The following is a 25981-nucleotide window of genomic DNA, read 5'->3' as shown; positions in this document are numbered from 1 at the left end:
CCTAGAGCATGGTGCTGCCGCCGTTGACGCTGATGACCTGGCCGGTCACGAACGACGCTTCGGCGGAGGCGAGATAGGAAACCATCGAGGCGACTTCCTCCATCTCGGCCGGACGGCCCATGGGGATGACGCTGACGAATTTTGCAGCAAGCGCCGGATCGCTCCTGGTGATCGCGACCATCTGCGGCGTGTTCACCGCGCAGGGGGCCACCGTGTTCACGGTGATGCCGTCTTTTGCGAACTCGCGCGCCATGCCGGTGGTGAGGCCATGCACGCCGCCCTTGGCGGCGTTGTAGGCGGCGTGATCCCACAGCCCGTTGCGGACCGAATCGGCGCCGAGATGGATGATACGGCCGTAGCCCTGCTTGCGCATCGGCGCGATCGCGTACCAGGAGCACCACAGCACGGTCCACAAATTGCGGTCGATCGTGGCCTTGAGCGTCTCCGGCGTGTGCTCGGCGAACGGCTTGATGATGCCGCCCCCGGCGTTGTTGACGAGGATGTCGAGGCGGCCGAACCGTTCGGAGGCCAGCTTGATGGTCTTTTCGGCGACGCCCTGTTCGGAGAGATCGCCGGCCTGGGTCGCAACCTCCGCGTCGAATTGGCTGGTGAGATGCGCCGCGGCCTGCTTCAGCCCGGCCTCGTCAAGGTCGGCGAGAACCAGCCTAGCTCCGTCCTTCGCCAATCGCTCCGCAATCGCAAGGCCGATGCCCTTTGCAGCACCGGTGACCACGGCAATATTATTCCTGAGCTTCTTGTCCACGATCGGCGTTCCCTACAGGATGATGCTGACGCGCCCCTGCGTGCGCAGGCCTTCGCTATCAAGCAAGCAGCGCTTCTCCTTGATCCGCAGCCGGCCGTTTTCCGCAACGAGCCGATAGCGGGTGCTGCCGAAATAGGTATCGGTGATGCCGTCCTTGGTCCGATAGGTGATGAAGGCCGCGGCAACTTCTATTTCATCCTCGCTACGCCCCCGGATTCGCACATTGCTCACGAGATGCCGTGTGCGGGAGTGCGGAAACTCCGCATGCGCGGTGCGCTTCATCAGCCGCTTGACGCGCTCACTGAGGCGGAAGCGGTCGTCGGCGACGTAGAACAGGGTCTTGTCGGGCGAAGAATCGGCGGGAACGTCGGTCGACGGCACGTAGTAGATCGCATCGTCCGTGAACAGCTCGAGCCATTCGGGCAGGCGCCATTCGTCGAGCAGCTCGGCCTCGACAAACAGGAAGTCCTCGACATCGGCACGCGAGATATTCTGCATGTGCGCATCCTCCTCACGCCGATGCCGCGAAGACGTGCTTGTTCCAGTTCGACCAGAACGCCCGCATTTGTAGCTCGTCGTCGTACGCCGGCGTTTCCTTGCCCATGCCCTTGGAGATGTCGTTCCATTGCGCCTCGGTGGCGTTGCGGAAACCGCGCTGGCACTGCTCGAGCGCCTCGACATCATCGGGGGTCGCGAAACCGCCGGGGCCGAGGAATTCAAGGAAGTTGAACAGGCGGTATTTGCGTGCCCAATCAGTCTCCTCCTTTGGCGCCAGCGCCCAGGCGCTCACCGTCATGAAATCGGGGGCCTGCGGATAATAGGTACGGATGGTCACGGCCATGATGTCGTTGACCACGAGGTTGGGGAAGACGAACAGGTTGCGATTGTAGAGCGCGATCCGTTTGGCGCGCTCTTCGCCGAACCGCGCGACCAGGCCCTGGTAAAGCCGGTCGATCTCGCGCTTGCCGTCGTCGCCCCACATCGGGACCCATTGTGCGACGGGGCGTCCCCACGGCGCCTTGTATTCCAGCACGGCATGTCCGTTGCCGAGATCGCGCGCGGCGCCTTCCAGCGGCACCGGCGCCAGCCCGCCATTGGTGGCCTTGAGGTAATCGAAATAGGTCGCGTGCGTGGTGAGCGCGTGATAGCCGTCGATCGAGTTCTCGGTGAGCAGCTTCCAGTTGGCGCGCATGGAATATTCCTGCGTGCCGCCGACGATGGTCATGCCCATCTCGGCCTGGTCGGCGATCACATCGAGATATTCCTTCACGGCGCCAAGATAGCTATCCAGCGTCTCGGCATTCCTGTCGAAGCAGACGAAGCAGAAATCGCGAAAAGTCTCGAACCGCGGGACCTGCTGCATGTTGGACGTGCTGCGCTCCTTGAAATCGGGCGCATAGGAGGCTTCGCCCGGCTGGCTGCGCAGTGCGCCGTCGAGGCCGAACACCCAGCCGTGATAGAAGCACTGGAAGGACTTTGCGTTGCCGTGCTTCTCGCGGCAGACCTGCGCGCCGCGATGCGGACAGGTGTTGAACATGGCGCGCAAGGTCCCTTTGGCGTCGCGCGCGAACAGGATGCTGCGGCCGCCAACCTGGCGGGTGACGAAATCTCCGGGCTTGGGCAGTTCGGAGGCGTGACCGAGATAGAGCCAGCATTTTTCGAAGATGCGCGCGCGCTCGGCTTCGAGGATGTCGGGATCGACAAACGCTTGCCGCGAGACCTTGAAGATCTGCCTGGTCTCGTCAATCATGAGCGCGGTGTTCATGCGTTCGAACGCGTTCATTGCACTCCCTCCCTCGAAATTCTCATTGTGACCTCAATGCGGTCTGGAGGTCGTACCCCGGCGACTCCAGATCGCCGCGCGACGGCTTGGCGTTGGCGGCGATGATCCGCCTGAGCATCGCCATGTCCTTGGCGGCGTTCACCGCGAGCCCGCCGACCACCTCGGTGCCGCGCACTGCGATGATTGAGAATTTTGCGCTGGCCGGATCGCCGCGCGCGATGTGGTCGGCATCGCGCATGTCGCCGACGACCTGGATGTCGAGGTCATACTGGTCGGTCCAGAACCATGGGGGGGCGTTGTACGCGTTGATCTCGCCGATCATGTTGGCCGCCACTGCAATGGCCTGGTTCTGTGCATTCGCCCAGGTCTCGACGCGGATCGCGCGGCCATGGCACCGGCTCCATTGCAGGGCGGCGTCGCCGGCACAGAATACGTCTGAAACGGCGGTACGGCCGTTGGCGTCGACCGCAATGCCGTCAGCGCTGGGCAGCCCGAGCCGTGTGGCGAGATCGCCCGACGGGGTGACGCCGATACCGGCTAAAACCAGATCGGCAGGGATCTCCGTACCATTGCCCAGCCGAACGGAATGAGACGTGCTGCCGGTCACCGTCGAGCCGAACACGAACTGGACGCCGTGACTGCGGTGCCTGTCGGCAACGAGAGCGCTGACCGAGGCAGGAAACGCGCGGGCAAGCAGCCGCGGCTCGCTTTCGATCACCGTAACAAGGCAGCCGCTCTTCGCTGCCGCGCAGGCCGCTTCCAGCCCAACAACGCCGCCGCCGACGATGACGATGCGCGCGCGGGCTGCGATATGACGACGAAAACGGAGAGCATCCTCGACGTTGCGCAAATACTGGACGTGGAGCGGTCCGCCATCCAGCGCCGCGAGCCGTCGCGGACGGGTGCCGGTCGCGAGCAGAAGCCGGTCGAAAGCAAAGCTACGGCCGTCGGCGGTGGACACGATACGGCGGTCGGCGTCGCAATCGGTGGCCGCCGTGCCGGTCTCGAGACGCACGCCCAGCGCTTCGTTCCAGTCGCGCGGCTGCTTGATATAGGCGACCGGCGCATCGGCGGACAGCAACATGGCCTTGGACAGCTGCGGCCGTTCGTAGGGAGGGTGGGGCTCGTCGCCGATCATCGTGATGGCGCCCTTGAAACCGCGCCCGCGCAGTGCCTCCCGCGGCACGCGCGCCGGCCTGGCCGGCTCCTGCGATCACGATGTTCTCGATCGTTCGCGCCACGCTCGCTTCGCTCCCTGATGCATCGTCGACGGCATCTTGTTGGATCGTGCACTAGCATACGAATATAGGATTGCATAGAAAATAAAAACAGTCCAACCTGCTTGTAAGTTGGTGACGACGCTCTGGCCGAGTTCTTGGCAGGGCGTGCGCCGCAAAAAGACATCGAGGAAACGTCTTGGTCGAAGCGATCGACACCCATACCCATTTCGTTCCGCGGCGCATCCCGGCAGAGCCGGGCCGCAATCCGCTCTGGCCGTCGATCGAGCTCAAGGACACATCCGCCGCCGTCATGGTCGGCGGCAAGGTATTTCGGATGATCGATTCTCGCAGCTGGGATGCGCGCCGAAGGCTGGACGACATGGCGCTCGACGACGTCGATGTGCAGGTCGTCTCGCCGATGCCGGAACTGCTGTCGCATTGGTTTCCCCCTGGCGACGCCGACGCGCTTTGTCGCTACGTGAATGAGGGGATCGCGGCGCTCTGCGCCGATCATCCCCGGCAGTTCATCGGGATCGGCATGGTGCCTATGCAGGATGTTGCGCTTGCGGTGCGGCGCATCGACAGCATCAGGTCACTCGGTCTGCGCGGTTTCGAGATCGGAACGCATATCAATGGAATGGCGCTCGGCGACGCGCGCCTGAACGACGTCTATGCAGCCGCCGAGCAAGCTGGATTGGTGCTTATGATCCATCCGCTGCATCCGCTCGGGCTCGATCGGATGGACGGCCGCCCGGAGCTTGCGGCCGTGGCGGCATTTCCGCTGGAGACGGCCTTTGCCGCCGTTTCGCTCATGACGCATGGCGTGCTTGAGCGCTTTCCGAAGCTGCGGATACTGCTCAGCCATGGTGGCGGCGCGCTGTCCTGGATGCTGCCGCGATTGCATCACGCTTACGCGATGGGCCCGACGTTGCAGAGTCTTTTCGCAAAGGATCCGACCGAGATCGTTCGATCGTTCTATTACGACACGATCCTGTATGACGGGCCGGCGCTGCGATATCTGGCCGACAAGGTCGGCAAGGACCGGCTCGTCGTCGGGTCGGACTATCCGTTCACGATCAAGCAGGACAAGCCCGCGCAGTTCGCCGAGCGGGCCTTGTCCGTTGGGCGCGAAGCACTCTGCGCCAACGCAAGGCGGCTGTTCGTGCTCGTCCAGGGCTAACGGGAGGGACCGTTGGGAAGCTGTTATTCCTATCGCCAGTTCTGCTCGCTCGGGCCGTTACCGCCGCGCACGCCGGCGCGGCCGGACCCGCAGGTGCCGAAGGACCGCAAGCTCGGCCCGTGCTCGCACGGCAAGATCGGCGCATTCTATTTCTACACCGAGGGCTCCCAAGATGATCCCGCCTTTGGATTTTGCGAGATCGAGCTATCGGTTCAACGTCTCGCGGACAAAAAGGTGCGGCTCGAACTCTACTGCATCGCCGACGGCTACCAGAGCGCGCGTGGCGTGGGCGCACGACATCCGCTGAAGATCGCAGTGCTTGCCGGAGAAGAAATCCTGGGCACCGCGAGCTGGCATTTCCCGAATGTGATCTCCGGCCACGCCGATCCCATGCATTTTGCGGTGGACCTTGAGATTGATGATGAACGTTTTGCGCAGATCGATCGCGTCGAGCTGAGCCGGACCAGCGGCGAGTCGGAACCGTGCGGGTAGATCGGCTTCAGAGATCACCTGCGATGCGGATGCGCCGGGACGCTGGAGCTCGGCCTGCAAACGGCTGTTCTCTGAAGTAGTAAAGTAGAGTACGATCAGAACAAATCGGATTGCGGTTCGCGCCGGGCCCCGGCGTGGAAACGTCAGGCGTCTCGAACTCAGGAGTATCCATGCGGCGTCGCATTGCAATCGCAATATGGCTTGTTGCTACATTGACCGGAGCGGCGGATTGGCGGCAGGCGTCGGCGGAATCCTACCCGTCGCGCCGCATCAACCTGATCGTTCCGTTCCCCGCGGGCAGCGCGACGGATGCCGTGACGCGGCGCCTGGCCGAAAGTATTCGCATCGAGACAGGCATGACGGTTCTGGTCGAGAACAAGCCCGGCGCCGACGGTAATCTTGCCGCGCTCGCGGTTTTGAAGGCGGAGGCCGACGGCTACACAGTCTTCGTCACCACGAACTCGACCCAGGCGGCTAACATCAGCCTGTTCAACACGATGCCCTACGACCCCAAGGCGGACTTTGCGCCGGTGGCCGGGATCATGACCATTCCGATGATGCTCGCGGTGAAGCCGGGGTTTCCGGCAAAGACCGTCGCCGAATTCATCGCCCTGGCGAAGTCGCGGCAAAGGCCGCTCTCGTTCGGCAGTGGCAACACGTCGAGCCGGGGTGCCGCAGAACTGTTTCGTTCCCGCGCCGGCATCGAGATGCAGCATGTCCCGTACCGCGGCATGCCGCAGGCGCTGACGGATGTGCTGCGGGCGAGGTCGATTGCGTGTTCGCCGATCCCGCCAGTGCGCAGGGTCTGATCCAGGATGGCCGGTTGCGGGTGCTTGCGGTGACGAGCAGCGAGCGGCTGGCGGGCCTGCCTGATGTCCCGACGCTCGCGCAGACCGGCCTGTCCGGGGCGGAGTTGAGCGCCTGGGTTGGAGTCTTCGTGCGGTCCGGGACGCCCTCTGATGTCGTGGCAAAGCTCGGTCAGATCGTGCTCGGGTTCGTCAACAACAAGGACACCGCGGCCTATCTGGAGTCCGTCGGCGCCAAGCCGTTTCCGGCCAGCCCCGATGAACTCGGAAAGTTCGAGGAGGCCGACACGCGGCGTTGGGCCGAAATCGTCGAGATTGCGAAGATCGAGAAGAAATAACTCAATCGCGCACGGCTATCGTGCCGCGATCAAGCACGACCACATCGCGTTCGACCACCCGGGAGCGGAAACGGATTTGGCCGCCGATGGTGAAGAACTCCGTGCGGATCGTTTCTCCTGGAAACACCGGACGGCTGAAGCGGACCGACAGCGATCCGAGACGATCGGGCCTGCCATTCGCGAGTGTTGCAAGAACCGCGCGCGTTGCGATGCCGAGCGTGCACAGGCCGTGCAGGATCGGTCGTTCAAAGCCGGCCTTCCCGGCGGCCTCGGGATCAGCGTGAATCGGATTGTAGTCACCGCTCAGCCGGTAGATCAGCGCGCTTTGCGGCAGCGTGGCGATGTCCAGGGTTTGCGAGGGCGTTTGTTCGGGCAGGGCGCTGGCCTCGGTCGGAACACTGCCGAAGCTGCCGCAGCCGCCGTCTCCACGCAGGAACAGCACGCTGCGGATGGTTGCCAGCTTCACGCCTGCGATAGCATCGTTGAGCGTCTTGACGAGGTGAAGAATGGCGCCTTTCCCGGTGCCCTTGTCCGCCACCGCTGCGATCTCGTAGCCGGCCGTGACCGTTCCTTCCGGCGGAATTGGATGATGGATCTCGAAGCTCTGCTCGCCGTGCAGGAGTCTGAGCCAATCGATGCCGAGCTCCGGCCGTTTGGCCCAGAAGCCGGGATGCGCCAGCACGCAGCACATCGAAGGGACCGCGTGCAGGTCGCGCTCGTACACGAAATTGAGCTGCGCCTGGTCGAGCGGTTCGGAACCATATCCGAGACCCAGCGCGTACAGCATCGTGTCACGGCGAGAATAGCTGTGCGTGACGGGTTCAAAACGGAAATTCCTGGCGGCATCGAGGTTCAAGGCGTCCTCCCTAATTGGGCTCAGCACGCATGCCGGCGCGACCGTTCACGATTGCGCCAATGGCGGTTGCAAAGATGTTCTATCATATAGTACACAAGTGTACGAAATAGAAGCGGTCGGTGCCGGGTGTGCCGACGGGGAGTGACGCCATGGTTTGCAGCGCTGGCCAATCGGGCCATGGGACCTCGCGAGGAGTCGGCAGTCGCGGTGTTGCGTGGGCAACCGCCCTGGTCCTGGCCGGCGTGCTCGCGACACAAGCTGCGGCCGGCGAGAAGAAATACGGCCCGGGCGTCAGTGACACCGAGATCAGGATCGGCAACACCTCGCCCTATAGCGGCCCGGCCTCCGCCTTCAGCATGGTCGCCAAGACCGAGGAGGCCTACTTCCGCAAGATCAATGCGGAAGGCGGCATCAACGGGCGGCGCATCGTCTTCCTGTCCTATGACGACGCCTATTCGCCGCCCAAGACGGTCGAGCAGACGCGGCGGCTGGTCGAGAGCGACGAGGTTCTGCTGGTTTTCAACGCGATGGGCACCGCGGCCAACTCGGCCGTACAAAAATATCTCAATGCCAGAAAAGTGCCGCAGCTCTTCGTATCGAGCGGGGCGGACAAGTGGAACGATCCACAGAACTTCCCCTGGACGATGGGATTCACCCCGAGCTACGAAACCGAAGGCTTCATCTACGCCAAATTTGTGCTGGAGCAGCGTCCCGGCGCGAAGGTCGCGATCCTGTTCCAGAACGATGACTTCGGGAAGGATTATCTCAAGGGGATCAAGCGGGGTCTCGGCGACAAGGCCGCGTCAAAGATCGTGGCGGAAGAGGCGTTCGACGTGTCGGAGCCGACCATCGACTCCCATCTGGTCAAGCTGCGATCGACCGGCGCGGACGTATTGTTCGACATTGCGACGCCGAAATTTGGAGCGCAGGCGATCAAGAAGGTGTCGGAGCTCGGCTGGAAGCCGCTGCACTTTCTCAGCTACGTCTCGGCCTCGATCGGCAGCGTGATCAAGCCCGCAGGATTTGAGAACGCGCAGGGGCTGATCTCGGCGGCCTACTTCAAGGATCCGAACGATCCGGCATGGAAGGACGATACTGGCTTCAAGGATCTCAGCGGATTCCTGGACGGCTATTTTCCCGGCGCCGATCGCAGCGATACGCTGATCGTGAACGGTTACAACACGGCGCAAGCGCTGGTCTACCTGCTGAAGCAATGCGGCGACGATCTCACGCGCGACAGCGTGATGCGGCACGCCGCCAGTCTGAAGGACGTCGAATTGGGAATGCTGCTTCCCGGCATCCGCCTCAATACCTCGCCGGGCGATTTCGCTCCGGTCAAGCAATGGCAGTTGATGCGCTTCGAAGGGACGAATTGGCATCTGTTCGGCGACGTCATGAGCGGCGACGCGAAGAACTAGAGAGGAGACGAGAAATGGGACGACTATGTGCCGGACGGGTCGCGATCGTCACGGGAGGCGGCCGCGGGCTCGGGCGCGAATACGCGCTGATGCTGGCGGAGCAGGGCGCCAAGGTGGTCGTCAACGACCTCGGCAGCACGGCTGCGGGAGAGGGCGCCGATCTTTCACCGGCGCAGCAGGTCGTCGAGGACATCAAGCGCAATGGCGGCGAAGCCATCGTGAACGGCAACGACGTCAGCGACTGGGCCGGCGCCAAGGCGCTGATCGACGACGCGATCAACACATTCGGCCGGCTCGACGTCCTCATCAACAACGCCGGCATCCTGCGTGACCGCATGATGGTCAACATGACCGAAGCTGAGTGGGACGCGGTGATCAAGGTGCATCTCAAGGGCACCTTCGCGCCGTCGCACCATGCCGCGCAATACTGGCGGCAGGAGGCCAAGACGCGCGGTGCACCGGTCAGCGCCCGTCTGATCAACACCTCGTCGGCTTCCGGCTTGTTCGGCAATGTCGGCCAGAGCAATTACGGAGCTGCCAAGGCGGGCATCGCGGCGTTCACCATCATCAGCGCCACGGAGCTCCGGCAGTACGGCATCACGGTCAACGCGATCGCGCCGCGGGCGCAGACGCGGATGACCGAGGGACTGAGAGAGCGCACCGAGGAGGAGATCAAGCGACGTAGCCCGCGTTGGGTCGCCCCGATCGTGGTCTGGCTCGCCAGTGAGGAGTCACAGGATGTGACCGGCCGCGTATTTGAGGCCGGCGACGGGATTCTCAAGGTCGCCGAAGGCTGGCATGCCGGCCCGGGAATCGACCCGGTCGAAGATCCCAGCGAACTCGGCCCTCAGGTCATGGAATTGATGCGGAAAGCTCGCCCTAACGCCGACATCTGGGGACGCGACATCGTCTCATGAGACGTCCACGAACTCCTCCCGGAGCACCTCAGGCGGGTGGCAGGCCTCAGGCGGCCGCCCGCCGCTTTTTCCGGGTCTTGGATGGCTGCGCATCCTCCTCCACGTCCGCTTCGCCGTCGGTCTCCGTGCCGCCCGACATGGCGAGGAGGTTGTGCTTCATGGCAAGCAGCGCGTCGGAGGCCGCCTCGAGTTGCTTCCGGTCGATCCCGTTGACGATCCTGGCGTTGAATTTGTCAGTCTCCTTACGGAGCTTCTCCAGGAAGCCGCGCGCTTGCTTGGTCACATAGACGCGCTTGACCCGCCGGTCGACGGGATCGGCCTGGCGTATCACAAAGCCGGACGACTCCAGGCGGTCGATCAGGGCTCCGACGGCGACCTTGCCGACATCGAGCTCGTTGGCGAGCTGCACCTGGGGAAGCCCGTCCTTGCGCGAGATGAACGCCAGCACCCACCATTGCGAGCGGGTGATCCCGAGCGGCGCCAGCGCGCGGTCGAACATCATCCTCCTGAGCCGCGAGACATCGTGGATGAGATATCCAAGACGCAGATCCCAATCGGGCAGTTCAACCATCGATGTTTCCCTTGAGACGAGTCGCGGCCGGAGGTTCAACTAATACCATACACCAGCGTATTTTAAAGGGAAGGCTATGAAATGAGCGTGGAAACGGCTTTGCAGCGCCGCGGGCGGCGACCGATTTACAAAAGAAGTACGCTAGTGTATTAAATCGGTCCGGGCGCGGCGCTTGTGCTGTCCAGCCGGGACGCGCCGAACCGCAACGAAAATCGACCGCAGGAAGGGAGCCGCCCATGTTCGACGCCGCCGTGCTCAAGGGAAAGCGCATCCTGATTACGGGTGGAGGAACCGGCCTCGGCAAGGAGATGGCGATCGGCTTCGCCGCTCATGGTGCCCACGTCTACATCTGCGGACGGCGCAAGGACGTCCTCGACCAGGCCGCCCAGGAGATTGGCACGCGAACGGGAGGGCAGGCGACCGCACTGCTCGCCAATGTGCGTGAACCCGACAGCATCGAAGCGATGATGACCAGCGTCTGGGCGGATGGCCCGCTCACGGGCCTCGTCAACAACGCCGGCGCCAATTTCCTGGCGCCGACCGAGACGCTGTCGCCGCGCGGCTATGAGGCAGTCCGCTCGACGGTGATGGACGGCTCGTTCTACACCTCGCTCGCCTGCGGCAAGCGGTGGATCGCCGCGGGGCTGCCTGGCGTGATCATCAGCAACCTCGTCACCTGGGTTTGGACCGGTTCGGCCTTTGTCGTGCCGGCGGCGATGGCGAAGGCGGCGGTCCATGCCATGACGATGTCGCTCGCGGTCGAGTGGGGGCCGAAGAACATTCGCGTCAACGCGATCGCGCCCGGACCTTTTCCGACCGAAGGGGCCTGGGACAAGCTCAACCCGCTGGCGGAGACCGGCGTCGGTGCAACGCAGGCCAGCGAGGTGCCGCTGCGTCGCTTCGGCAAGATGGACGAGCTGCGCAATCTCCTGATCTTCCTGATGTCGGACGGCTGTAGCTACATCACCGGCGATACGATCAGCATCGATGGCGGTCATCATCTGGCCGCGCCCAGCACGTTTGCCGGGCTGTCAAAACTGTCGCCCGCCGATTGGCAGCGTGCGCGCGAGGCGATCCAGGCATCGGTGCAAAAGGAAAAGCAGGCTCGGTCGATCTGAGCCTCGGTGGGCGGAAAGATCTGCAAGCGCTTTGTCGTGAAGGGAGGAATGCCGATGGGACTGGCCATATCGACCAAGAGTTTCGAATGTACCATCAATAATGGGCTCGCCCATATCATTCTAGATCAGCCCACCCGTGGCAATCCAATCGACGGTGATTTCTGTCGCGAGTTTGGCCTGGCTATCGCGGAGTTGAGCGAGCGCGCCGATGCGCGGGCGGTGCTGCTGTCCGCGCGCGGCCGGCTGTTCAGCGTCGGCGGCGACCTGATGTCGCTGGTGAAGCAGGGAGACGCGCTGCCGGGAACGATCAAGGCCTGGACCGCCGACATTCATGTTGCGATCGCAAGGATGGTCCGGATGCGCGCGCCGGTCGTCGCTGCCGTTCACGGCAATGTCGCGGGCGGCAGCGTGTCGCTGATGGCGGCCGCGGACCTCGTGGTGATGGCGGAATCGGCGCGGATCTCGGCGGCGTTCTCCAAAATCGGTTTCAGTCCGGACAGCGGGTCGACCACCATGCTCACACGCAGGATCGGCGTCGCGCGCGCAAGACGATTTTTTTTGCTCGGTGAGACGTTCGATGCCGCGACGGCGCTGTCGCTCGGCCTCGTCGACTTCGTCGTTCCGGATGATGCAGTACCGTCCGAGGCAGCGCGGATCGCGAAGGAGCTCGCTGCCGGTCCGACCGAGGCGTTTGGTGCGATCAAGCGGCTGTTCGCCCAGACCAACGATCGATCGTTCGAAAGCCAGCTCGAGGAGGAGGCGCAGACGCTCGCCGCGATTTCGAGAACCGCGGATGCGCGGGAAGGCGTCAGGGCTTTCGTCGAGAAACGCAAGCCGGTGTTTACCGGGACGTGACGCTCGCGGTGGCGGAGCGACAATCTGACAATTGGCAGCAGATCGTACGCGCCAATAAGGTACACCGATAAACCAAATTAATCCGGCGCGAAGTCGGACATGACGCGACACTGCAGGAGGGAGAAATGACCGTGGCCGCCGCCCTACGAGACGCGCCTCACGCCAGCTTTCGCGAAGCCGGCTATTGGCTCGACAAAAGTGTCGATCAATTGCTGACCGAGGCCGCCGCGAGAGCGCCCGACAAAGTCGCGATCGTCGCCGACCGGGCGGATCGCGAACAGGCGCCGAGATTCACCTACGCGGGGCTGGCAACGCTCGCGGATCGCGCCGCGAGCTCGTTGCTACGGCTCGGAGTTGGCCGCGGCGATGTCGTTACTGTGCAACTGCCCAATTGGTGGGAATTCGTGGTCACGGCATTCGCCTGCGCCAAGATCGGCGCAGTGATGAACCCGGTGATGCCAATCCTGCGCGAGCGCGAGCTGCTCTACATCCTGAATTTCTGCGAGGCGAAGGTCTTTATCGTGCCGAAGAGCTATCGCGGGTTCGACTATGCCGCGATGGCGCAAGGGATGCGCCCCGATCTGCCCCATCTCAAGCACGTCATCGTCGCCGACGGCGAGGACGAGACCGGCTTTGAGCGTATGCTGCTGTCGTCCGAGCCCGGCAGGCTTCGAGCGGGCCTGCGTCCGGACGACATGGCCGTGCTGATGTTCACCTCGGGCACGACGGGTGAGCCCAAGGGCGTCATGCACACCTCGAATTCGCTGATTGCCTGCTGCAAGGCGCTGTCGGGGCGGTTCGGACTCGATGCGGGCGACGTGCTGCTGGTCGCCTCTCCGGTCGGCCACATGACGGGCTACGCCGCGATCGTGCTGCTCTCGGTCTATCTCGGCGGCACGATGATCCTTCAGGACATCTGGGAAGCCAAGCGCGGCGTCAACCTGATGGCTCGCGAAGGCGTTACCTATACGGCAGCTTCGACACCGTTCCTCAGCGACATCTGCGATGCCGTCAAGGCCGGAGCTCCCGATCCGAGCAGCCTGCGCTCCTTCCTGTGCGGCGGCGCTCCGATCCCGTCCGTCCTGATCGGGCGCGCGGCCGACGAACTCGGCTTCACAGTCTGCTCGCTGTGGGGCATGACCGAGGTCCTGTCCGGCACGCTCACCGAGCCCGCCCGCGCTGCGGAGAAATCGGCACACACGGATGGCCGGGCACAGGACGGGATGGAAGTCAGGATCGTCGATACCGAGGGACAGCCTGTGCCGACAGGAGAGTCGGGACGACTCCTGGTTCGCGGCGCCCAGATGTTCAAGGGGTACTACAAGCGGCCCGAGTTGCCGACGTTCGACGGCGATGGCTGGTTCGATTCCGGCGATCTCGCCTACATGGACAAGGACGGCTACATCCGTATCTCCGGCCGCGTGAAGGACATTCTGGTACGGGGCGGGGAGAACGTGCCCGTCGTCGAGATCGAGAACCTGCTCTACAAGCATCCGGCCGTGTCCGCGGTCGCCGTCGTCGGCTTTCCGGATGCCCGGCTCGGCGAGCGCGGCTGTGCCTTCATCGTTCCGCGCGCGGGAAGCACGATCGACCTGGCAGCGGTGCAGAGCTATCTCAGCGAGGCCAGGATGGCCAAGCAGTTCTGGCCCGAGCGGATCGAAATCGTGGCCGAGTTGCCGCGCACGGCGAGTGGCAAGATCCAGAAGTTCAAATTGCGCGAGTTCGCCGCCGCGTTTACCGACGCCAAATAGTCATTGATCGAAATAGGTCGGATCCCGCCGCTCGCGAAACGCGGCGACGGCCTCCGCGTGGTCATGGGTCTCCAGCAGGATAACCTGCTGCCGGTCTTCGATCATCAGTGCCGCATCGAGGCTCGGCGCGTCGATCAGCGTGTTGAGCGCCTGCTTCGTCATGCGAAGCCCCATCGGGGAGACGCCTAGCATGTCTTCGGCGAACGCAATTCCCTTCGCCAGAAGCTCATCAGCCGGCGTGATGTCGCTGACCAGTCCGATCGCTTTGGCGCGTTCGGCCTTGATGAAGCGCCCCGTGAGCAGAAACTCCGAGGCCACGGACAGTCCAACGAGACGGGGCAGAAGATAGCCCGAGCCCATGTCGCAGCCGCCGACGCCGATGCGGATATAGGCGGCATTCATGCGCGCGTCCGGTGCTGCGAACCGGACGTCGCAGGCGAGCAGGAAGGAAAAGCCCGCGCCGCAGGCTGCACCATGCACGAGCCCGACGATCGGCTGGGGACACGACCGCATCAGCCGGATCACGCCGGAGTAGCTTTGCTGCATCTTGAGTTGCCGCTGCGGCCGCCCCTTGCCGGGTGCAGCAAACGCATCCGATCCAAGTTCGGCGCCCGCGGAAAATTGAGGCCCGTTGCCGCGCAGGACCACAACGCGCGTGGTCGGCCGATCGTGCAGGTCGGAGAAGTAGGCGGTCAGTTCCGCGATCATGTCCGGGGAGACGGCGTTGAGCTGGGCCGGGCGGTTCAATGTCAGGATATCGATCGCGCCGCGGCTCTCGATCGTGATGGTGTTCGGTTGCGTCACGTTCGCGCTCCCATCGTTCATTGCCCTTGATGGCATATAGTAATATAGTGTACGATCATCGAGCGCAATGCTCGTAAAGCTCCGACCGATCGGGGCTGCGGCTTCGCCAATAATCTTCAGGGAGCCGAGAATGCCATATCAATCAGTGTTCAGGCCGGATCTGTTCAAGGGCCAGACGATCATCGTCACCGGCGGCGGCAGCGGGATCGGGCGCTGCACCGCTCATGAACTCGCCGCCCTCGGCGCCAACGTGGCGATCCTCGGCCGGACCGTGGAGAAGCTCGTCGAGGTGCAGCGCGAGATCGAGGAGGATGGCGGGCAGGCGATGAGCCATGCCTGCGATATCCGCGATGAGACCATGGTGGTCGGCGCCGTCGACGCGGTGCTGGCGCGCTATGGCCGTATCGATGGCCTGATCAACAATGCGGGCGGACAGTTTCGGGCGCCCTTGAAGGCGATCTCGACCAAGGGATTCGAGGCGGTGGTGCGCAACAATCTGACCGGCGGCTTCATCTTCATGCGCGAGGTCTATAACCGCTGGATGGAGGCCAATGGCGGGGCGATCGTCAACATCATCGCCGACATCTGGCACGGCTGGCCCGAGTTCGGCCACTCGGCCGCCGCCCGCGGCGGCATGCTGACCCTGACCGAGACGGCCGCCTGCGAATGGTCGGCTTCGGGTGTTCGCGTCAACGCAGTCGCGCCCGGCGGCATCGTGTCGAGCGGCTTCGATACCTACACGCCGGAGATGCAGAAGAAGCTGCATGACTTCACCGAGCGCGTGCCGCTGCAGCGGTTTGGAACGGAAGCCGAGATATCGGCCGCTATCACCTACCTGCTGTCGCCGGCAGCGGCCTATATCACGGGTTCCTGTCTTCGCGTCGACGGCGGTACACCCAACGCGCGCACGACCTGGAAGCTCGAGCCGCACAGCCGCAGCGCGCCGTTCGAGGGATTCCATCGCGCGAAGCTGCCGGAGGTGATGAAGCATAAGGCCAGCGCGTAGCTGGCTGATGCCTAGTCGACCGCGATGATCAGCTTGCCGTGGTTCTCACCACGGTAAAGTTGCGCGATGGCGCCGGGCGCGTGTTCGAGACCCGGCAGGATCTCTTCGTCGTGGACGATCTTGCCGGCCAGCGCCAGTTCGGCGAGGCGGGCCGCGGCCGCCTCGAACTCGGCGAGATGATCGAAGATGATAAAGCCGGACCAGCGCAGACGGCGGGTGAGAATTTCGCGCTCGGGACGCGGACCGGTGGGGACGGGGGTCCAGGACGCATTGGCGGCGGTGCCGCACTGGATCACGCGCCCGCGCAGCCGCATGGTGCGGATGGCGGCGTCGGCGATCGCTCCGCCGGTGTTGTCGAAGAAGATGTCGTTGCCGTCAGGACATGCCGCGCGGATGGCCGCGCCGAGATCAGTCGCCTCGCGGTAATTGATCATGTCCTGATAGCCGTAGCGCGCTTTTGCGTGCGCCGCCTTGTCGTCCGAGCTGGTCAGCCCGACCGCGCGGCAGCCTGCGATATGCGCTAGCTGACCGACAAAGCTTCCGACGCTGCCGGCCGCGGTCGATACCAGCACATGCTCGCCCGGCTTGGGATCGCCCAGGCCATGAAAGGCGAGATAGGCCGTGACGCCGTTCATGCCGAGCACGCTCAGATTGGCGCTGAGCGGCAGGCTGGACGGCACGACGCGGCGCAGCACCGATTCCGGCGCCGTGACGCAATAGCGCTGCCAGCCAAACCATCCGTAGACGTGCTCACCGGGGCGATATTCCGGCACGTTGCTCTCGAGGATTTCGCCGACCGCAAGTGCACGCATCGGCGTGTCGAGCGGCACGGGTGCGCTATAGTTCCCCTCATCATTGGCCCATCCGCGTTGCGCCGGATCGACCGAGAGGTAGCGATTTGCAATCAGCATCTCGCCCTTGCCGGGCGTGGCGGCCGGTTCCGTGACCAGCGAAAAGTGCTCGCCTTGCGGGATCCCGCGCGGCCGGGTCACGAGCCGCACCTGCCGATTTTCACGAAGGGCCATGAGCGATCCTCATAGTTAGTACGCTTGTGTACGATATGACTATACGGTAGAAATCGGGCGGGAGACAAGGACGTCCCGGCCGGCTGAAAGCCTCGGGATCCCGGCAAGACACAAAGAGGAAAGCAAAATGGCGGGGCTCTATTTCGAGCAATTTTCGGTCGGGCAAACCTTTGTCCATGAAATCCGGCGCACCGTGACCGACATGGACAACATCCTGTTCTCGTCGCTGACCTACAATCCGGCGGCGGTGCATATCGACCACGACTATGCCAAGGGGACCGAGTTCGGAAAGCCCCTGATGAATTCGATCTTCACGCTCGGCCTGATCATCGGTCTGTCGGTCCAGGACACGACGCAGGGCACCACCGTCGGCAATCTCGGCATGGAAGACACGCGATTCCCGCGCCCGGTGTTTGCCGGCGACACGCTGCGCGCCGAGACCAAGGTCGTCGCGGTCAGGGACAGCAAGTCGCGTCCGACGCAGGGCATCGTCACTTTCGAACATCGCGGCTTCAATCAGCGCGACGAAGAGGTGGTCTACTGCCGCAGGAATGGATTGATGATGCGGAGGCCGGCATGAAACTACGCTCGCTCCTGTTCGTACCGGCCGACAGCGAACGCAAATTCGCCAAGGCAGGCGGCGTCGGTGCCGATGCACTGATCCTCGATCTCGAGGACTCCGTTGCGCCCGGCCGCAAGGCCTTTGCCCGTGACGCCGTCAAGGCGTTGCTGGGCGGCGGGACGCGCAATTGGTCCTTCCTGGTCCGCATCAACCCGTTTGGCACGGGATTGCCGCTGGAAGATCTGGCCGCCGTGGTTCGTCCGGGTCTCGACGGCATCCTGATTCCCAAGGTCAACGGCATCGAGGATGTCGATCTCGTCTCGCATTATGTTGATGTGCTGGAGGTCGCGGCCGGCGTTGCGCCCGGTCACGTCAAGCTGCTGGTCGTGGCAACCGAGACGCCGGCCGCGATGATCGGCTTCAATGGCTATGCGCGCAAGAACAAGCGCCTGGTGGCGATGACCTGGGGCGGCGAAGATCTGAGTGCAGCGCTCGGCGCGCTGACGCCGCGGGAAGCCGATGGAAGCTGGACCTTTCCCTATCAGGTGGCGCGTGCGCAATGCCTGTTTGCCGCCGGCGCTGCCGATGCTGCGGCGCTCGAAACCCTGTACGTCGACTTCAGGGATCAGCAGGGGCTGGCCGAAAGCTGCAAGATCGCGCGGCGGGACGGATTTGTCGGCCGAATCGCGATCCACCCTGATCAGGTCGCAACCATCAATGCCTGCTTCACGCCGTCGGACGCCGATATCGAACATGCACGCCAAGTCGTGGCTGCGTTCGCGGCGAATCCGGATGTCGGGACCGTCGGCATCGACGGCAAGATGTACGACATGCCGCATCTGATTGCAGCACGAAGAACCTTGGCGTCGATCGGGGAGGGCATCTCTCATGGATAGGTCGTTTGCCAACCAGCTCGATGTGCCGGACGATCATGCCGCGATCCGTGAAGGCGTTCGTGCCGTCGTCTCGCGTTTCGACGACGAGTACTGGCTTGCCCGCGACGAGGACGGCGAGTTTCCGCGCGCGTTCCACCGCGCCATGGCCGATGCCGGCTGGCTCGGCATCACCATGCCGGAGGAATATGGCGGCTCCGGTCTGGGCGTCACCGAGGCGGCGATCATGATGCACGAGGTGGCGAGCCATGGCGGCGGCATGACGTCGGCATCCGCCGTGCATATCAACCTGTTCGGACCGCACCCGATCGTGGTGAAGGGAACGGACGACCAGAAGCGGCGCTGGGTGCCACGGCTGGTCGCTGGCGACGACCAGTGCTGCTTCGGTTTCACCGAGCCGGACGCCGGGCTGAACACCACGCGCATCAAGACGTTTGCCGAGAAGGTGCCGGGCGGATATCTCGTCCACGGGCAGAAGGTCTGGACGTCGACGGCGCAGATCGCCAACAAGATCATGCTGCTGACCCGCACCACCAAATTCGAGGATTGCAGGCGGCCGACCGACGGTATCACCATCTTCTACACCGATCTCGACCGTTCGAAGATCGAGGTGCGCCGGATCCCGAAGATGGGACGCAAGGCGGTCGATTCCAACGCCATCTTCATCGACGGTCTATTCATTCCCGAGGCCGACCGGATCGGCGAGGAAGGCAAGGGCTTTTCCTACATCCTGCACAGCCTCAATCCGGAACGTATCCTGATCGCGGCCGAAGCCATCGGCATCGGTCAGGACGCCCTGCGCCGGGCGACGCGCTATGCCAGGGAGCGCGTGGTGTTCGACCGTCCGATCGGCCAAAATCAGTCGATCCAGCATCCTCTCGCCGAGAACTGGATGTATCTGGAGTCGGCGTGGCTGATGGCGATGCGTGCCGCCTGGCTGTACGATTCGGACAAGCCGTGCGGCGCCGAAGCCAACAGCGCCAAATTGCTCGGCGCGCGCGCCGGCCACGACGCGGCCTGGCAGGCCATCATGACCCATGGCGGCTTCGGCTATGCCAAGGAGTATCATGTCGAACGGCTGTTCCGCGAAGTCTCGATCACGCGGCTCGCGCCGATCACGGAGCAACTCATCCTGAGTTTCATCGCCGAGAAGGTGCTCGATCTGCCGAAGAGCTATTGAGCCAGGCTGCGGCGTGCGTCAGAGGTTGCGCGAGATCAGCTCTCGCATGATCTCCGACGTGCCGCCATAGATGCGCAGCACGCGCGCATCGGCAAACAACCGGCAGATCTCGTACTCGCGCATGAAGCCGTAGCCGCCGAAGAATTGCAGGCACTGGTCGACGAGACGCCCGTGCATTTCGGTGACCCAGAGCTTTGCCGTCGATGCGGCATAAGTGCCGAGTTCGCCGCGGACGTGCTGGCTCAGGCACTGATCGACATAGGCCCAGCCGACCTGGAGGTCCGACTTGAGATCAGCCAGCTTGAAGCGCGTGTTCTGATAGGTTCCGATCGCCTGTCCAAACGCCTTGCGCTCGAGCACATAGGCCTTGGTGATGTCGAACGCCTTTTGTGCCGACGCGATCGAGTGAAGCGCGATCGTCAGGCGCTCCTGCGGCAACTCGCTCATCAGCGCGCCCATCGCGCCACCTTCGGACCCCAGCAGATTGCTCACGGGAACGCGGACCTGATCGAAGAACAGCTCCGAGGTGTCGGAGGAGAGATGGCCGAGCTTGTCGAGGTTGCGGCCGTGCCGGAAACCCGTGCGCTCGGTCTCGACCAGGATCAGGCTCATGCCGCGTGAGCCGCCGTCCGGGTTGGTGCGGGTGACCGCGATGACGAGATCGCACATCTGGCCGTTCGAGATGAAGGTCTTCTGACCGGAGATGACGTAGTCCTCGCCGTCCCGAACCGCGCGCGTGCGAATGCCTTGCAGGTCGCTGCCGGTGCCGGCCTCGGTCATCGCGATCGCGCAGACGATCTCGCCCGAGACCATGCGCGGCAGCCACTTTGTCTTCTGCTCCTCGGTCCCGTAACTCAGGAGATAGCCGCAGCAGACGTCGTTATGGACCGAGAAGTCGGTCGCCGGCCCTGCAAAGCCGGAATAGGCCAGCTCCTCGATGACGACGGCGTTGTGGCGGAAGTCGCCGCCGATGCCACCATATTGTTCGGGCACTTGCGGGCAGAGCAGGCCGGCATCGCCCGCCGCCGGCCACAGCGCGCGATCGATGATCCCGGCCTTCTCCCACTCCTGGAAGTGCGGCGCGATCTTCGCCGCGGCGAAGCGGCGGACGCTTTCGCGCAGGAGTGCGTGTTCTTCGTCGTAGACCGGGCGATGTGGCAACATGTTTGTCGAGCCGTCGGTTGAGCCCTAGAAGGCGACCTTGTCGCCGCCCTTGAGCTGGAGGATCTCGCGTGCTTCGTCCGGGCTCGCGATCTCGAGCCCGAGGCCTTCGATGATCTTGCGGACCTGCGTCACTTGCGCCGCATTGGTTTCGGCGAGACGGCCGGAGCCGATCCACAAACTGTCTTCCAGACCGACACGGACGTTGCCGCCCATCGCCGCCGCCATGGCCGCGACCTGCATCTGGGCGCGGCCGGCGCCGAGCACTGACCAGCGGTAGTTGTCGCCGAACAGCCGATCGGCGGTCCGCTTCATGTGCATGACATCGTCCGGATGGGAGCCGATGCCGCCGAGCAATCCAAAACAGGTCTGGATGAACAGCGGCGCCTTCACCAGGCCCTCGGTCCAGAAATAATGCAGATTATAGAGATGGCTGGTGTCGTAGCATTCGAACTCGTATCGGGCGCCGGAGCTGTTCAGCGTTTCCAGCGCATAACGGATATCCTTGAACGAGTTGCGAAAGACGAGGTCGTGGGAGCCTTCGAGCATCTGCGGCTCCCAGTTATGCTTGAACGATTTGTAGCGCTTCAGCATGGGGAACAGGCCGAAATTCATCGAGCCCATGTTGAGGCTTGCGACCTCCGGCTTCCAGGTCGCCGCCGGGCGCACGCGCTCTTCCACCGTCATGTAGGGCGAGCCGCCGGTCGTCAGGTTCACGACGACGTTGGAGCTCTGCTTGATTACGCGCAGGAAGGGCTCGAAGGCCTCCGGCGATTGATCCGGCCTGCCGTCGACCGGATTGCGGGCGTGCAGATGCACGATCGCGGCTCCCGCCGCCGCGGCGCCGAGCGCGGACTCGGCGATCTCCGCCGATGTCACCGGCAAATGCGGTGACATCGAGGGCGTGTGGATCGATCCCGTGACCGCGCAGGAGATGATGACCTTGTGGGGCGCCATGGCCGCTCCCTCAGATTGCTATCACTGTCGGCACATGGGCCATCATGTGAACTTGTGGAAGTCCGGATCGCGCTTCTCGTTGAAGGCCGCGACGCCTTCCTTCGACTCCGCCGTGTCGTAGAACATCTTGACGGCGTGCAGCGCGAAATTGCTGATACCGCGGATGTTGTCGGAATCGGCGTTGAATGATCGCTTCGCGAGCGCGATCGCGGTCGGCGATCGCTGCGCGAGCTTGTCGGTCCAGTCCTTCACGGCGGCGTCAAGCTGCGCCATGGGCACGACCTTGTTGACGAGGCCCATCTCGCGCGCCTGCTCGGCCGTATAGCGCTCGTTGAGGAACCAGATCTCGCGGGCCTTCTTGTCGCCGACGTGACGGGCCAGAAAGGCCGTTCCCCAGCCGGCGTCGACTGAGCCGACTTTGGGGCCGACTTGACCGAATTGGGCATGATCCGCAGCAATGGTGAGATCGCAAAGTGTCGCGAGCACGTTGCCGCCGCCGATCGCAAAGCCGTTGACCCGGGCGATCACCGGTTTCGGCACGTCGCGGATCAAGCCCTGGATTTCGTCGATCGGCAGTCCGACCACGCCGCGGCCGTCATACTGGCCCTCATGTGCAGACTGATCGCCGCCGGTGCAGAAGGCTTTTTCGCCGGCGCCGGTCAGGACGATGCTTGCGACCTGTCGATCATTGGCAGCGAGATGGAAGGCCTGGATGAGCTCCTCGAGCGTCTGGCCGCGGAAGGCGTTGTAGACCTTGGGCCGGTTGATGATGATCCACGCGGCGCGGTCGCGGACTTCATAGATGACGTCGGTGAATTGCTTGGGGTCGGTCATGACGTTTCCTTGGCGTTTCCTTGGCGTTTCCTGGCGCGATTTAGATCATGTTCATTCCGCCGGAGACGGAAATGGTTTGCCCGGTGATGAATTTGCCGTCGTCGGAAGCGAGCATCGCGACGATCCCGCCGTAGTCATCCGGCTCGCCCATCCGCTTCAGCGGAATGCCCCGGACCATGGCGTCCTTCCATTTCACGGCGTGCTCGCCTTCGCCAAGGACCGACGCCATCATCGGCGTGTTGGTCGGACCGGGGCAGACGGCGTTGAGCAGCACGTTCTTGCGTGCCAGCTCGCGCGCCAGCGACTTGGTGAAGGAGATCAACCCGCCCTTGCAGGCGGAATAGACCGCCTCGTCGCTGGTGCCGACGCGCGCGGCGTCGGAGGCGATATTGACGATGCGGCCGCCGCCGCGCTCGGCCATCAAGGGCGCAATCGCCTTGTGGGTGTTGAGCGGTCCATAGAGATTGATCCGGATGATCTTGTCCCAAAGCTCCTTGTCGGTCTTCAGGAACGGCATTGGGCGGTCCCAGCCGGCATTGTTGACCAGGAGCCAGATCGGGCCGAGCTCGGCTTCGACCTTGCCGACGGCCGCCTCGACGGAAGCGGCATCCCCCACGTCGACCGCGTAGGTTTTGATGACAGCCTGCGGCGCGAGCTTTGCGGTTTCTTCGCCGCCCTGCGGATTGATGTCGAAGATCGCGATCTTGCAGCCTTCTTCGGCAAGCCGCAGTGTCAATCCTCGTCCGATGCCCTGTCCGCCGCCGGTCACGACGGCTACTTTTCCAGATAGGCCCTTCAACGCTGATCTCCCTTGTCGTTTGTATTTTTGCCGGCGACCTTCGATGCCCTCGAAGGAGATGGGAAGGCTTATGAGGCCGACCCGTTTCTCTGAATGTCGTATCCGCGCTGCGAGTACATCTGCCGCGCGATGATCGTCTTCATGATCTCGATCGACCCGCCGGCGATCTTCACCACGCGCGCATCGGCATAGGCCCTGGCGATCGGATATTCCCACATATAGCCCCAGCCGCCGAAGAGCTGCAGACATTCATCGACGGTCTCGCAGTGCAGCTCCGAGGTGAACATCTTGGCCATGGCGGCATCGACGGGATCGAGCTTGCCCTCCATGAACAGGGCAATGCACTTGTCGGTGAAGACGCGGGCGACTGTCGCCTTGGTCTTGAGCTCGGCGAGCTTGAACTGGGTGTTCTGGAAATCGGCGAGCTTCTGGCCGAACGCGCTGCGTTCGGAGGTATATTGCAGCGTCCAGTCGATCACGGTCTCGGTGACGGTCGCCGAGCGAATGGCCTGCGCCAGGCGCTCCTGCGACAGTTTGGTCATCATCTGCGCAAAGCCCCTGCCTTCCGCACCCAGCATGTTGCTGGCGGGAATGCGGACATTGTCGAAGAACAGCTCGGACGTATCTTGCGCCCTCATGCCGAGCTTCTCCAGATTCCGGCCGCGCTTGAAGCCGTCCCGGTTGCTCTCGACGATGAACAGCGTCACGCCCTTGGCGCCAGCCTGGCTGTCGGTCTTGGTCGCCAGCACGATGAAGTCGCAAAGCTGGCCGTTGGAAATGAAGACCTTCTGGCCGTTGATCACGAAGTCATCGCCGTCACGCGAAGCGCGAGTCCGGATCGCCTTGAGATCGCTGCCGGCATGGGGCTCGGTCATGCCGAGCGAGCCGATGGCTTCGCCCGACACCATCCTGGGCAGCCATTTGCGCTTTTGCGCCTCGCTGCCGAACGACAGCAGATAGGTCGCGACGAGGTCGGTATGGATGAGAAAGCCGGGGCCGCTCGCGCCCGCGCGCCAGAGTTCCTCGAACACGACCACGTCGAAGAGATAGTCGAGGCCCATGCCGCCATATTCCTCGGGCACGGTGCAGCACAAGAGGCCGGCGGCGCCAGCCTTCAGCCAGAGGTCCCGCGGAACAATGCCGTCCTCTTCCCATTGGGCGTGGAAGGGCACGATCTCGCGGTCGACGAAGCGACGTACCGTCTGCCGGAAAATCTCATGTTCTTCGCGAAAGATCGTGCGCTCGATCATTGTCAAAAAGCGTCCCGTCTGATTTAGTTTGCTAGTGTACAGTATTCGGTTTGGGTATACAACCTGAAAACCGCCGAAGGCAAGTACGATCGTACACCAATGAACTGTTACGGGAGGAAGGAGCAATGGTGATCGGAGCGCAGCTGAAGCAATTTCGAATCGAGATGTCGACGAACCGCGTCCTGCACCTGATCTTCGACATGCCCGGCCGCTCGATGAACGTGTTCTCGAACGCCGCGATCGACGAAATTGGTCTGTTCGCAGACTGGCTCAAGCAAAGCGATGTGACCGGCGTCGTCATCAGCTCCGGCAAGCCCACGGCGTTCTGCGCAGGCGCGGATCTCGCCGAGCTGGAGACTGCCTATGACATGATCATGGAAGCGCCATCCGCCGAACGCGATCGTCTCGCTTTTGATCATTTCTTCCGGCTGAGCCACGGTCTGCGCCGGCTCGAGACCGCCGGCAAGCCGGTTGCGGTGGCGGTTGCCGGCCTTGCCCTCGGAGGCGGCTGCGAGTTCGCTCTTGCCGCGCATCATCGGGTGATCGCCGATCACCCGCAGGCGACCTTCGGTCTTCCGGAGTCGCTGGTCGGCTTGCTGCCGGGCGGTGGCGGAACCCAGCGGCTGCCGCGCCTGATCGGGATTGAGGCTGCGCTGCCGGTGTTGCTCGACGGCGCACGCATCGGCGGGCAGGCGGCTATTGCAGCCGGACTTGCTGATGAATTGGTGGGACCGGGCGAAGAGGTGGCCACCGCCGAGTGCTGGGTCCTGTCGCAACCAGCGGCCACACAGCCGTGGGACCGGCCGGACTGGCGTGCGGCTGACAGGTCGCGCGTCGCGGCAATCATCGGCGCAAGCCGGAGCAAGATGTTGGCAGAGACGCTCGGCCACTATCCGGCACCGTCGTCCATTCTCGACTGCGTCGAGCAAGGCATTCCGCAAGACTTTGATGGCGCGATCCGGACCGAGATGCAGATCTTCGCAAGACTGATCCAGCGGCGCGAGCCACGCAACATGATCCGGACGCTGTTTCTCGGAAGGCTCGATTATGAGCGGCTGAAGAAGAAGGGCATGAATCCCCGGATCACGGAAGCTGTCGCCGCGATCTCGAACGTGCTTGGTGCTCATTCCGAGCGCGGCAAGGAACTCTCCGACGCCTTCGCGCGGGCAGGTTTTCGCGTCGAGCAGCCGCGCCGTGCCGACTTGGACGGCCGTGTCACCAATGCGGTGTATTGGCACGACGACGAGCCGCGAACGTGGGGCAAGGACCTCTTGCGCGCGCGGCTGGCGGACGCCGAAGCCGCAGCCGCGGGCTGGCGCACGCAGCTTGACGAGGCGGAGCGGCGGGCCGCCGACTATGTCCTGGTCACGCAGGCAGGCTTTCCCGCCTATCTCGGCGGATTGTTCGCCGCCGGACTGAATTAGTCGAGCCTTCGGCAAGGA

At 63.6% G+C, this 25981-nt stretch carries 25 protein-coding genes and 1 pseudogene; 13 read left to right on the top strand and 13 right to left on the bottom strand.

Features of this window, described 5'->3' with window-relative positions:
- Position 1 precedes the first annotated feature (1 nt).
- The 4 genes from V1280_RS11160 to V1280_RS11145 are packed head-to-tail and all read right to left on the bottom strand — an operon-like array spanning position 2 to position 3732.
- Complete coding sequence (locus V1280_RS11160) at positions 2–763, bottom strand: SDR family oxidoreductase (RefSeq protein WP_334523069.1); 762 nt, start codon at positions 761–763, stop codon at positions 2–4.
- A gap of 12 nt (positions 764–775) precedes the next feature.
- Positions 776–1261: an aromatic-ring-hydroxylating dioxygenase subunit beta gene (locus V1280_RS11155; protein ID WP_334523067.1), complete on the bottom strand. Its 486-nt coding sequence runs from the start codon at positions 1259–1261 to the stop codon at positions 776–778.
- 13 nt (positions 1262–1274) lie between these two features.
- Entirely contained in the window at positions 1275–2546 is a 1272-nt protein-coding gene (locus V1280_RS11150; RefSeq protein ID WP_334523065.1) for an aromatic ring-hydroxylating oxygenase subunit alpha, read from the bottom strand.
- 22 nt (positions 2547–2568) lie between these two features.
- Positions 2569–3732: an NAD(P)/FAD-dependent oxidoreductase gene (locus tag V1280_RS11145; RefSeq protein ID WP_334523062.1), complete on the bottom strand. Its 1164-nt coding sequence runs from the start codon at positions 3730–3732 to the stop codon at positions 2569–2571.
- 230 nt (positions 3733–3962) lie between these two features.
- On the opposite strand from V1280_RS11145, the gene V1280_RS11140 reads away from it, so the two are divergent.
- The 3 genes and pseudogenes from V1280_RS11140 (at position 3963) to V1280_RS11130 (ending at position 6582) form a co-directional block, all read left to right on the top strand.
- Positions 3963–4946, top strand: coding sequence for an amidohydrolase family protein (locus V1280_RS11140; protein ID WP_334523059.1), 984 nt, complete (start codon positions 3963–3965; stop codon positions 4944–4946).
- A 12-nt stretch (positions 4947–4958) separates the two neighbouring features.
- A complete protein-coding gene (locus V1280_RS11135; RefSeq protein WP_334523056.1) occupies positions 4959–5438 on the top strand; it encodes a hypothetical protein in 480 nt (159 codons plus the stop codon).
- A gap of 170 nt (positions 5439–5608) precedes the next feature.
- Positions 5609–6582, top strand: a pseudogene (locus V1280_RS11130) (Bug family tripartite tricarboxylate transporter substrate binding protein).
- A gap of 1 nt (position 6583) precedes the next feature.
- Here V1280_RS11130 and V1280_RS11120 read toward each other — a convergent pair.
- The gene (locus tag V1280_RS11120; RefSeq protein ID WP_334523048.1) at positions 6584–7438 is read right to left on the bottom strand and encodes a MaoC/PaaZ C-terminal domain-containing protein; all 855 of its coding nucleotides are present in this window, start codon (positions 7436–7438) and stop codon (positions 6584–6586) included.
- A gap of 149 nt (positions 7439–7587) precedes the next feature.
- Between V1280_RS11120 and V1280_RS11115 the strand changes: the two genes are divergently transcribed.
- Positions 7588–8856: an ABC transporter substrate-binding protein gene (locus tag V1280_RS11115; RefSeq protein ID WP_334523045.1), complete on the top strand. Its 1269-nt coding sequence runs from the start codon at positions 7588–7590 to the stop codon at positions 8854–8856.
- A gap of 14 nt (positions 8857–8870) precedes the next feature.
- On the top strand, positions 8871–9773 hold the full coding sequence (locus V1280_RS11110) for an SDR family oxidoreductase (RefSeq protein WP_334523043.1): 903 nt from the start codon (positions 8871–8873) through the stop codon (positions 9771–9773).
- A 46-nt stretch (positions 9774–9819) separates the two neighbouring features.
- Here the strand turns inward: V1280_RS11110 and V1280_RS11105 are convergent, their stop codons facing one another.
- Positions 9820–10344 carry a MarR family winged helix-turn-helix transcriptional regulator gene (locus V1280_RS11105; RefSeq protein WP_247389993.1) on the bottom strand — a complete coding sequence of 175 codons (525 nt, stop codon included), beginning with the start codon at positions 10342–10344 and terminating at the stop codon, positions 9820–9822.
- A 236-nt stretch (positions 10345–10580) separates the two neighbouring features.
- Between V1280_RS11105 and V1280_RS11100 the strand changes: the two genes are divergently transcribed.
- The 3 genes from V1280_RS11100 to V1280_RS11090 all read left to right on the top strand — a co-directional run bounded on the left by V1280_RS11100 (position 10581) and on the right by V1280_RS11090 (position 14068).
- Complete coding sequence (locus V1280_RS11100) at positions 10581–11462, top strand: SDR family oxidoreductase (RefSeq protein WP_334523037.1); 882 nt, start codon at positions 10581–10583, stop codon at positions 11460–11462.
- A 54-nt stretch (positions 11463–11516) separates the two neighbouring features.
- A complete protein-coding gene (locus tag V1280_RS11095; protein ID WP_334523034.1) occupies positions 11517–12317 on the top strand; it encodes an enoyl-CoA hydratase/isomerase family protein in 801 nt (266 codons plus the stop codon).
- Between the two features lie 125 nt (positions 12318–12442).
- Positions 12443–14068 carry an AMP-binding protein gene (locus tag V1280_RS11090; RefSeq protein WP_334523031.1) on the top strand — a complete coding sequence of 542 codons (1626 nt, stop codon included), beginning with the start codon at positions 12443–12445 and terminating at the stop codon, positions 14066–14068.
- Here V1280_RS11090 and V1280_RS11085 read toward each other — a convergent pair whose 3' ends face one another.
- Positions 14069–14872 (bottom strand): enoyl-CoA hydratase/isomerase family protein, encoded by an 804-nt coding sequence (locus V1280_RS11085; protein WP_334523028.1) that lies wholly within the window; start codon positions 14870–14872, stop codon positions 14069–14071.
- 130 nt (positions 14873–15002) lie between these two features.
- On the opposite strand from V1280_RS11085, the gene V1280_RS11080 reads away from it, so the two are divergent.
- Entirely contained in the window at positions 15003–15878 is an 876-nt protein-coding gene (locus tag V1280_RS11080; protein WP_334523025.1) for an SDR family oxidoreductase, read from the top strand.
- Positions 15879–15889: 11 nt separating this feature from the next.
- Here the strand turns inward: V1280_RS11080 and V1280_RS11075 are convergent, their stop codons facing one another.
- On the bottom strand, positions 15890–16903 hold the full coding sequence (locus tag V1280_RS11075; protein WP_334523022.1) for an NADP-dependent oxidoreductase: 1014 nt from the start codon (positions 16901–16903) through the stop codon (positions 15890–15892).
- A 97-nt stretch (positions 16904–17000) separates the two neighbouring features.
- Here V1280_RS11075 and V1280_RS11070 point away from each other — a divergent pair, with 97 nt between their 5' ends.
- From V1280_RS11070 to V1280_RS11060, 3 genes are read left to right on the top strand one after another with little or no spacing between them, the layout of a single operon-like run.
- Complete coding sequence (locus V1280_RS11070; RefSeq protein ID WP_334538262.1) at positions 17001–17483, top strand: MaoC family dehydratase; 483 nt, start codon at positions 17001–17003, stop codon at positions 17481–17483.
- Positions 17480–18361, top strand: coding sequence for an HpcH/HpaI aldolase/citrate lyase family protein (locus V1280_RS11065; protein ID WP_334523019.1), 882 nt, complete (start codon positions 17480–17482; stop codon positions 18359–18361). Before V1280_RS11070 ends, V1280_RS11065 begins: the two co-directional genes overlap by 4 nt.
- Positions 18354–19538 carry an acyl-CoA dehydrogenase family protein gene (locus V1280_RS11060; protein WP_334523016.1) on the top strand — a complete coding sequence of 395 codons (1185 nt, stop codon included), beginning with the start codon at positions 18354–18356 and terminating at the stop codon, positions 19536–19538. Before V1280_RS11065 ends, V1280_RS11060 begins: the two co-directional genes overlap by 8 nt.
- An 18-nt stretch (positions 19539–19556) precedes the next feature.
- Here V1280_RS11060 and V1280_RS11055 read toward each other — a convergent pair whose 3' ends face one another.
- From V1280_RS11055 to V1280_RS11035, 5 genes are all read right to left on the bottom strand, one after another.
- A complete protein-coding gene (locus tag V1280_RS11055) occupies positions 19557–20702 on the bottom strand; it encodes an acyl-CoA dehydrogenase family protein (RefSeq protein WP_334523014.1) in 1146 nt (381 codons plus the stop codon).
- Between the two features lie 24 nt (positions 20703–20726).
- Positions 20727–21656, bottom strand: a complete 930-nt coding sequence (locus tag V1280_RS11050) for a 3-keto-5-aminohexanoate cleavage protein (protein ID WP_334523011.1) — start codon at positions 21654–21656, stop codon at positions 20727–20729.
- Positions 21657–21698: 42 nt separating this feature from the next.
- Positions 21699–22490 (bottom strand): enoyl-CoA hydratase-related protein, encoded by a 792-nt coding sequence (locus V1280_RS11045; protein ID WP_247383121.1) that lies wholly within the window; start codon positions 22488–22490, stop codon positions 21699–21701.
- A 40-nt stretch (positions 22491–22530) separates the two neighbouring features.
- A complete protein-coding gene (locus V1280_RS11040; RefSeq protein WP_247448133.1) occupies positions 22531–23289 on the bottom strand; it encodes an SDR family oxidoreductase in 759 nt (252 codons plus the stop codon).
- A gap of 68 nt (positions 23290–23357) precedes the next feature.
- Positions 23358–24539 (bottom strand): acyl-CoA dehydrogenase family protein, encoded by a 1182-nt coding sequence (locus V1280_RS11035; RefSeq protein ID WP_334523000.1) that lies wholly within the window; start codon positions 24537–24539, stop codon positions 23358–23360.
- A 125-nt stretch (positions 24540–24664) separates the two neighbouring features.
- Between V1280_RS11035 and V1280_RS11030 the strand changes: the two genes are divergently transcribed.
- On the top strand, positions 24665–25963 hold the full coding sequence (locus V1280_RS11030; protein ID WP_334522997.1) for an enoyl-CoA hydratase-related protein: 1299 nt from the start codon (positions 24665–24667) through the stop codon (positions 25961–25963).
- The last annotated feature ends 18 nt before the right edge of the window (positions 25964–25981 follow it).

It is taken from the genome of Bradyrhizobium sp. AZCC 2230 (assembly GCF_036924495.1).
Lineage (GTDB): Bacteria > Pseudomonadota > Alphaproteobacteria > Rhizobiales > Xanthobacteraceae > Bradyrhizobium > Bradyrhizobium rifense.
Note: the sequence above shows the minus strand (reverse complement) of the source record. Positions and strands in the feature narration are given on the sequence as shown.